General features: G+C 69.8%; 10 protein-coding genes. 6 read left to right on the forward strand and 4 right to left on the reverse strand.

Annotation, left to right across the window (positions count from 1 at the left end; all coding sequences use genetic code 11):
* Positions 1-275 precede the first annotated feature (275 nt).
* From AB0C36_RS41890 to AB0C36_RS41900, 3 genes are all read left to right on the forward strand, one after another.
* Positions 276-1562, forward strand: coding sequence for a hypothetical protein (locus AB0C36_RS41890; RefSeq protein WP_358364757.1), 1287 nt, complete (start codon positions 276-278; stop codon positions 1560-1562).
* Between the two features lie 175 nt (positions 1563-1737).
* Positions 1738-2172, forward strand: coding sequence for a hypothetical protein (locus tag AB0C36_RS41895; protein WP_358364759.1), 435 nt, complete (start codon positions 1738-1740; stop codon positions 2170-2172).
* 141 nt (positions 2173-2313) lie between these two features.
* Positions 2314-3096 (forward strand): enoyl-CoA hydratase-related protein, encoded by a 783-nt coding sequence (locus AB0C36_RS41900; protein ID WP_358364762.1) that lies wholly within the window; start codon positions 2314-2316, stop codon positions 3094-3096.
* Positions 3097-3135: 39 nt separating this feature from the next.
* Here AB0C36_RS41900 and AB0C36_RS41905 read toward each other — a convergent pair whose 3' ends face one another.
* Both AB0C36_RS41905 and lipB read right to left on the reverse strand, forming a co-directional pair.
* Positions 3136-3909, reverse strand: a complete 774-nt coding sequence (locus tag AB0C36_RS41905) for a hypothetical protein (RefSeq protein ID WP_358364764.1) — start codon at positions 3907-3909, stop codon at positions 3136-3138.
* Positions 3910-3940: 31 nt separating this feature from the next.
* Complete coding sequence (gene lipB / locus AB0C36_RS41910) at positions 3941-4585, reverse strand: lipoyl(octanoyl) transferase LipB (protein ID WP_358364767.1); 645 nt, start codon at positions 4583-4585, stop codon at positions 3941-3943.
* Between the two features lie 125 nt (positions 4586-4710).
* On the opposite strand from lipB, the gene AB0C36_RS41915 reads away from it, so the two are divergent.
* Both AB0C36_RS41915 and AB0C36_RS41920 read left to right on the forward strand, forming a co-directional pair.
* Complete coding sequence (locus tag AB0C36_RS41915) at positions 4711-5277, forward strand: dihydrofolate reductase family protein (protein ID WP_358364768.1); 567 nt, start codon at positions 4711-4713, stop codon at positions 5275-5277.
* Between the two features lie 64 nt (positions 5278-5341).
* Positions 5342-6424, forward strand: a complete 1083-nt coding sequence (locus AB0C36_RS41920; RefSeq protein WP_358364770.1) for an ankyrin repeat domain-containing protein — start codon at positions 5342-5344, stop codon at positions 6422-6424.
* Positions 6425-6430: 6 nt separating this feature from the next.
* Here AB0C36_RS41920 and AB0C36_RS41925 read toward each other — a convergent pair whose 3' ends face one another.
* Complete coding sequence (locus AB0C36_RS41925) at positions 6431-6628, reverse strand: DUF397 domain-containing protein (RefSeq protein WP_358364772.1); 198 nt, start codon at positions 6626-6628, stop codon at positions 6431-6433.
* Positions 6625-7479 carry a helix-turn-helix domain-containing protein gene (locus AB0C36_RS41930; protein ID WP_358364775.1) on the reverse strand — a complete coding sequence of 285 codons (855 nt, stop codon included), beginning with the start codon at positions 7477-7479 and terminating at the stop codon, positions 6625-6627. Before AB0C36_RS41930 ends, AB0C36_RS41925 begins: the two co-directional genes overlap by 4 nt.
* Positions 7480-7559: 80 nt before the next feature.
* Here AB0C36_RS41930 and AB0C36_RS41935 point away from each other — a divergent pair, with 80 nt between their 5' ends.
* Positions 7560-7766, forward strand: a complete 207-nt coding sequence (locus AB0C36_RS41935; RefSeq protein ID WP_358364777.1) for a hypothetical protein — start codon at positions 7560-7562, stop codon at positions 7764-7766.
* The last annotated feature ends 36 nt before the right edge of the window (positions 7767-7802 follow it).

Here is a 7802-nt window from a genome sequence, read left to right on the forward strand (position 1 = left end):
TTTCTCTTCGTTTTTTCCAGTGCCTTTTTAACTTTGGTCCTTCCAAAAACGCCCGCCGTAACGCCCCGCGCGACAAACGGCCGTTTGCGAATCGCCATTCGCAAACGGCCGTTCCCGAACGTGCGTTCATTCACGGCTGTGAGTGAACCGTCCGTCATATTGATTGCGCCGTACGGATGAAATATCCGGCCCGGTCCGCGGAGCGAGCGTCCGAACGGCCCACCGGAAGGTTGGCCGTCTTGTAGCGTCGGCGGCTCCACCACGGGAGGAGCGGCATGCGCACGCGGTTGCGGACCACAGGGCGAACGGCGCGAACGGCGCGCCCACGGGGCAGGGCGGTCCTGGCCACGGCCCTGGTCTCGTTGGCGCTGGCCGCGCCCGCCCCCACCGCCGACGCGCACACCGACCCGCACCCGGAGCCGCAGGCCGACGACCCCGCCTGGCACACCTGGCCCCTCGGCACCCCGCGCGACAACCAGGAGCTGCGCGCCGTCGCCGCCCTCGGCCCGCGCGACGTCTGGGCCGTCGGCTACCGCGGCGAGATCGCCGACAGCCGGCCACTCGTCCAGCACTTCGACGGCACGCTGTGGCACGACCTCGCCGTCCCCCTCGCCACCGGTACGGGCCAGTTCGACACCGTGGCCCCGCTCGCGCCTGACGACGTATGGGCGATCGGCCACCGCAACGACGAGGCCGCCTTCAACGACCGTGCGCTCGCGGTGCACTTCGACGGCAAGGCCTGGCGCGAGACGCCCATGCCGGAGCAGCCGTACAACATTTCCGCATACCCGTTCGGCACCGCCGCCATCGGCCCCTCCGACGTGTGGACCGTGGGCGCCCTCGCGCAGGACCGGATCGCCAACCCCCACCCCCTCGCGTATCACTGGGACGGCACGAAGTGGACCGCCGTGGCCACCCCCGACCCGGGCGGCAGCGCGATCCTGTTCGCGGCGGCCGCCGACCGGGCAGGGGGCGCGTGGGCGGTGGGCGTCGCGTACACCGACGGCGTAGGCCGCCCGCTTGTCGAGCACTGGGACGGCAAGGCCTGGCGCATCGTCGACATCCCGTACGACCCGGCGCAGGCGCACAGTCTCGAAGGCGTCACCGTGCTGGCACCCGACGACGTCTGGGCGGTCGGCGGTACGAGCACCGCCGGCGGCGAGTCGCGCCCGGTCGCGTACCACTGGGACGGCACCGCCTGGTCCCAGGCGGTAACCCCCGCGATCGACGCCAACCTGCACGCGGCCTCCGCCGACCCGACCAGTGGCGTCGTGTGGGCCGTGGGCTCCCAACCCGACGAGACGACGCCCGCCGTGCTGCTCCGCTGGGACGGCACCGCCTGGACCCAGGTGCCCGCAGCCGACGACCCGGACGCGCGCGGCGCCTCGCTGTTCTCGGTGGCGGCCGTCCCCGGTGCCGACCCGGCCACGCCGTCCGCATGGGCGGTCGGCTCGACCCTGCCGACGTTCCAGACCCCCTGGCACGCGGTGATCGAGGGGTACGGTCCGCCGCCCGGCCGCATCGCCGGCTCACGCGGCCCGTCGGTCGGCCCGATCCCGTAGTCACACCCCCGCCGTACCTCTCTCCCAGGCCGCGCCATTCCCGCGGGCCGCGCCTCTCCCGCAGGCCGCGGCCCGCGAGCCGCACTCTCACCGCACACCTCGCCCCGCGAGACACTGGGCACGGCGGCGCCGACCATGGTGTCGCAACCGGGTCCAACCGCGCGGGAGGCAACTGTTGGGCGAAAAGGGCGGGTTCGACGAGCGGCACGCGTACGACCCCAAGGCGTCCCCGATCTCCGGCGAGGCGCTGCATCCGCTGACCGCCGGGCTGTACATCGACGACAAGGAGGCGCGGGAGCCCAACGGCGACGTCTTCTACGGCTACCTCAGATTCACCGCGTCCGACCGCGTCACCAGCGTCACCAGCTCCGGGACCGTCGAACAGGTGGCCCGCTGGTTCGGCCCCGAGAACAAGCAGTGCAGCCAGGGGGTCTACGAACTGGAAGGCAATGCAATCTCGTTCGCGGTCACCAGTTCCTCCGGAACGGTCCTGTACAACGGCACCGTCGGTCCCGGCGCGCTCACCCTGCGCCTCGACTCGCGCAGTTTGATCAACGGCCACCGCGCGCACCGGACGTACCACTTCGCGCAGGCGGACTTCCCGGACTGACCCCGGGCCGCGGGACCGCCGGGCCGCGAGACCGCCGGACCGGCCCCGGGCGCGGACACTTCGGCCCGCCGCACGCCACTCGGCACGCCGCACCCAGTAAGTTGACATGGTCAATGAGTCGTGACGAGAGGCGGTACGCGGATGTCCGGGTCGAACACGAGCTCCCCGAGCACACCTACCGTCGTCCTCGAACGCCGCGGCCGCGTGCTCGTCATCGCGCTGCGCCGCGAGCACAAGCGCAACGCCGTCGACCAGGACATCAGCGACGGCATCGAGAAGGGCCTCGACCTCCTCGAAGGCGACCCGGACCTGTGGTGCGGTGTCATCACCGGCACGCCGACCGTCTTCTCGGCGGGCACCGACCTGTCCGCCGGCTACGCACCCAAGACCGAGCGCGGCGGCTCGTACGGCATGATCCGCCGCCCGCGCACGAAGCCCCTCATCGCCGCGGTCGAGGGCTTCGCGCTGGGCGGCGGCTTCGAGATCGTGCTCGCCTGCGACCTGGTGGTGGCCTCGCGCGAGGCCACCTTCGGCCTCCCCGAGGTACGGCGCGGCCTGCTCGCCAACTGCGGGGCGATCTTCCGTGCCCCGCGTACGCTGCCGCTCAACGTCGCGCGCGAACTGCTCGTCACCGGTGACCCGACCGACGCCGCCCGCATGTACGGCCTCGGCGTCGTCAACCGGCTCACCGAGCCCGGGCAGGCACTCGAAGGCGCACTCGAACTGGCCGAGCGCATCTGCCTGAACTCGCCGACCGCGGTTTCGCACGTCCTGCAGTCCGTCGAGCGGGTGACGACGGCCGACGACGAACTCGGGTGGCAGGTCACCGAGGAGGGCTTCCACACCGTCCTCGCCTCCGAGGACGCGAAGGAGGGCCTGACGGCCTTCCTCGAAAAGCGCCCGCCGGAGTGGACCGGGCGCTGACCCCGGACCACGGCACCCGACAGCGGTTGCCGGAGCAGGTCAGGAGAAGCGGACGCCGAACTGCCGCAGGACGACCGGCACGTTCACCCAGCGCGCCGGCGTCCTGGTGCGGTCGAGGTACTGGCACTCGAAGCCGGAGTAGCGGTCGAGCCGCGTGACGGAGACGTGCGGCATGACGTCGCACCGGAGTTCGTCGGACTTGTCGTGGTACATCACCCAGAACGCACCCTGAACGCCGGTGTCCACGAGGACACCCGTCTCCGGCTGGAGGGTCTGGTAGGAGACCGAGCCGAAGCCCACGCTCTGGATCACGACGGCCCAGGTGACCTCGACGCCTTCGTACACAATCGTGCAACCGGTGCTCTCCCCGGCCTTGTTCGGGACCTGGCCGCCGTTGCAGGACGCGGTCATCCGGCCCGGCACCCCGGCCAACCGCAGGGTGTCCTCCTGCAGTTCGTGCAGCACCTTCGCGGTCACCGTGGCGTCCGAACCGGGAGCGGGCGGCAGCGCCGCCTTCAGCTTCGCGTCGTCGCCGTTGAAGTACGCAGGCTGCGGCGCGGCGACCTTGACCGGCAGCTCCAGCCCTTCGGTGACCGTCGGGTCGGGCACCGGAACACCTGAGCCTCCGCCGTCCGACGCCCCGTCAGGCGGCACCGTGGCGGACGCGGAAGCGGACGCCGATCCGGATCCGCTGCCGCCTCCGTCGTCGTCACCCCAGACGAAAAGGCCCACCGCCACCCCGGCCAGGCACAACACCAGCACGATGCATGCCTGCCCGAATCCGCCGAGATCCTTCAGTCCGCGCCTGGCCATCAAGGGAGCATACGACGTCCCCGCAACGGCTTCAGGAGTCGATTGCCGCCGGTCCGGACAGCGCGGCCCACACCGCATCGCGTACTTCGGCCTCGCTCGGGACCGCGCGTCCCGCCTCCCCGGCGAGTTCGGCGATCGACGTCATCGTCACACCGGGCAGGGAGCACGCCGTGAACGTCGTGAAGGGGCTCAGGTCCATCGACACGTTCAGCGCGAACCCGTGGCTCGTCACGCCTTTGCGAATGCGCATGCCGATCGACGCGATCTTGCGGTCGTCCGGAGTCCACACGCCCACCAAACTCGCGCCGCCCGGGGGAGTGTCACGGCGTACCGCCGGGAACCCGAGCGCGCCCAGCGCCCGCACGAGACCGAGCTCCATCCAGCGCACCACGTCGCCGGGCCCGCCGTCGCGGACGTTCATCACCAGATAGCCGATCAGCTGCCCGGGCCCGTGGTACGTCGCATGCCCGCCCCGGTCCACCTCCACCAGCGCGATGCCGGAGTCCGCGCCGGGCAGGTCGGCGGCCGGCGTACGGGCGCTGTACGTCACCACCGGCGGGTGCGACAGCAGGAACAGGCGGTCGCCGACCATGCCCTCCTGGCGCTCGCGGACCCACTCCGCCATCGCGGCGGCCGCCGCGACGTACGGCGTCTCACCCAGGTCGACCCGGTCCATGGCACTCCCACAACAGATTTCGAGAATTTTCCGCCGCCGATGTCGAGACGGCCCCGACCGCTCCGACGTCCCCGGTGAGCGGCGCCCGAAAGGGGTACCGGCAACCGGGAACACAGGTGAGAACAATGCGCAAGATCTTCTCCTTCCTCGTCGCCAGCGTCGACGGCTACTACGTGGGCGCTGAGGACGCGTTCGACTGGCCGGTCGTCGACGACGACTTCAACACCTTCGCGGTCGAACAGCTGAACAGCATCGACACGATGGTGTTCGGACGCCGGACGTACGAGGTCATGGCCGGCTTCTGGCCCACCGCCTTCGCCCGCGAGAACGACCCCGTGATCGCCGCGCTCATGAACGACACCACCAAGATCGTCGTCTCCCGGACCCTCGAGGACGCCGACTGGGAGAACACCACCGTCGCGAACAGCACCGACGAATTGGCCCGCCTCAAGGCCACCCCAGGCGGCGACGTCATCGTGATGGGCAGCTCGGACCTCAACGTCAGCCTCATGCGGCTCGGCCTGCTCGACGAAGTACGCGTCATGGTGTGCCCTGTCGTACTCGGCGACGGCCTGTCCCTGTTCCGTACGGCGACCGACCGCGTACCCCTCACCCTCACCGACTCGCGTACGTTCGCCTCCGGCAACATCCTCAACCGCTACGCCCCGCAGCTCCCCGCAAACGGCAACTGAAGCCGCCCGCGCCCCCCGCGGCCCCACGACTGCTCGTGTCGGTTGGGACTGGAACGCTCAGGCCATGGGCAACTTCGACGGACCCGTCACCCCCGACCCGCCCGCGCTCCTTCCGGAGCGTGCGCGAGGCGACTGGGAGGGCATGGGACGCAACGGCTTCCGCGATGCCGAACTCGTCCGCACGCGACTGGAACACGGCGCGGACCCGACGGAGCGGCGGCCGGAAGGCGACACCCTGCTGCACGTCATCGCCGAATACGGAACCTCGGACGTGCTTGCGGAGATGGCGGCTCGGGCGGACGACGTCGATGTGGTTGCGCAGTGGACCGGCGAGACACCGCTGTGGAAGGCGGTATGCCAGGGCAACGCGGAGAACGTCGCCGTCCTGCTCGGGTCGGGAGCCGACCCGTGGCGACCGGTGCTGAGCGGTCGCTCGGCGGGATCGATCGCCCGGTGGACCGAAATGGCGCCGCTGTTCGAGGAGTTGCCGGGATACGTCCCACCGTCCGACGCCGAACGTGCCGAACAGGCGGAAGCGGACCGACAGGCCGAGGTCTTCTACGAGGAGGAGTACTACGTTTTCTCGGCGACGTTCGTCGCCGCCCTCGGCGAGGATGAGGTGATCCGCCGCCTCGGCGGCGACCCGGCGCGCTGCCCGGTCCTCGACCTCGACAGCGCGCCGGTGCCTTCCGGCACCGGCCCCCAGGGGTCCGACCCGCAGGACCGCGACAACGCCGAGCGGTTCCTCGGCATCCGCGCGGTGCCCGGCGGATGCGTGGTCGTGCAGCCGCAGGGTTCCCGGGCGGGCTCGTCAGCGGTGGTTGCCGCACTGTCACCGGGCACCCGCGCCTACGGCATCTACCTCAGCCATATCAAGGGCACATATGGGCACTTGGCAGTTGACGGAGTCGACGTCCGGCACGAGGAGATCGGACGCAGCGCATACGACGGATCCCCTGACGGCCACTGGCTCTACCGCTTCTGGGACGCGGACCCCAGGGGTGTGGTCGGCCGGGACAAATGGGAGGCGTACCAACTCGCCTACGCCGCCGCCGAAGCAGGCGTCACGATCACCAGCGCGTCACAGGTCGCGGGTCCACCGAACCTCTGGATCGAACTCCCGCCGGGCAGTGTGCTGTTGGCGTGAGTCCGGTCAGCCGACCGTCGATCGGAGAGCCGCAGTCATGGATGCCCACGACGAGGCACACACGGAAACCACCCCGCGCGAACGCTCCTTGCTGTCGCGAACTCCGACCGCGGGAGACAACGCAGCAACCTCCACGCATTCGCCGCCCTGGTTCCCGCTGTAGCTGGACGTCCTCCAGAGGGGGCCGGTGGCGTGCTGCGTCATGAAGTGCTCTCCAGGAGTTCGCGCAGGAGCTTCGCTGATGCGGAGACGGACAGAGTCTCCGTTCGCAACAGATCGTAGCGACGTTCCATTTCGGCGACACGGGCACGCTCGGCCACGAGGTGCCCCTCGCCCATGGGCTCCACCCATGCGGACGTCCCGCGGTCAGGCAGGTCAAGGAGCACGACCGCGCCGTCCATGCACGCATGCAGCCCGGCGGCGGTCGGCAGGATCTCGACTGTCACGTTCGGGAGATCGATCAACGCAACAAGATGACCAAGCTGTGCGGCAGCGATGCCCGGGTGCGCCATCAGACGGTTGAAGGCGGCTTCGTCGATGACAGCCCAGTAGTCGAGCGGCGCGACCGGTCGTGTGAGAACCGCCTGTCGTGTCAGTCGGTCCCGAGTCCATTCCTCGACGACTCCGTCTTGCTGTCGCATCTGCGCGAACTGGCAGCGGGCGTATGCCTCGCACTGCAGCAACCCAGGGATCGACTGCGGTGAGTAGATCCGCTCGCGGGTCGCCGCCGCCTCGGCCTCCTTGAAACCCTCGAACCACTTGGGCAACACACCAGCCACGGCCTCACGCGCGTGGTGGTCGAGGATCACCAGCATGCCCCGCGCGTCAACCACCTCGTCCAATGAAGGGACGACTCTCGCCTCGGGTGTGCGCTTGGCGCTCTCCCAATACCCAACCGTGGTCCCGGTTGCGTGGACCTTCGAGCCCAACTCGTCCTGAGTCCAACCGAGATCATTTCGGCGTTGCCGCAGGTAGTGGCCGAAGGCCGACCACAGCGAAGCGAAGGGATCAAGTTCGTTGGGAGCCACCATGATCGCCCCGTCCTTCAGTTCCACCAGTTGGGTTGGGAGTCGTTCCCAACGTACCAACTTGCGTGTTCCCTTGATCGCAGAACGTGACAACGGGAAGGTGGGACATGTCAGCGACATCGAACGGGCCCGCAACGCAGGTGGTGCCCGAGATCGGCAGCATCGTGGAGACGCTCGAACACGGCCGCCAGCAGGTCATGGACGTCCTCGACCTGAGCGACGAGCGTGGGCGGCTCATTTATCTGCGTCCGGAGGGCGGCGGGTGTGAGTGGACCGTGCGTGAGTCCGGATGGGGGCAAGTCGTCGGGGGATGACGGGATCCGGAACGGTGGGCCGGTGCGGGCGGCGAC

This window comes from Streptodolium elevatio (genome assembly GCF_040649515.1).
Taxonomy (GTDB): domain Bacteria; phylum Actinomycetota; class Actinomycetes; order Streptomycetales; family Streptomycetaceae; genus Yinghuangia; species Yinghuangia elevatio.

Coding starts and splice junctions, on each gene's coding strand:
- AB0C36_RS41900 (WP_358364762.1), top strand. CDS start 2,314: ATGTCCGGGTCGAACACGAGCTCCCCGAGCACACCTACCGTCGTCCTC.
- AB0C36_RS41935 (WP_358364777.1), top strand. CDS start 7,560: ATGTCAGCGACATCGAACGGGCCCGCAACGCAGGTGGTGCCCGAGATC.
- AB0C36_RS41920 (WP_358364770.1), top strand. CDS start 5,342: ATGGGCAACTTCGACGGACCCGTCACCCCCGACCCGCCCGCGCTCCTT.
- lipB (WP_358364767.1), bottom strand. CDS start 4,585: ATGGACCGGGTCGACCTGGGTGAGACGCCGTACGTCGCGGCGGCCGCC.
- AB0C36_RS41915 (WP_358364768.1), top strand. CDS start 4,711: ATGCGCAAGATCTTCTCCTTCCTCGTCGCCAGCGTCGACGGCTACTAC.
- AB0C36_RS41905 (WP_358364764.1), bottom strand. CDS start 3,909: ATGGCCAGGCGCGGACTGAAGGATCTCGGCGGATTCGGGCAGGCATGC.
- AB0C36_RS41925 (WP_358364772.1), bottom strand. CDS start 6,628: ATGACGCAGCACGCCACCGGCCCCCTCTGGAGGACGTCCAGCTACAGC.
- AB0C36_RS41890 (WP_358364757.1), top strand. CDS start 276: ATGCGCACGCGGTTGCGGACCACAGGGCGAACGGCGCGAACGGCGCGC.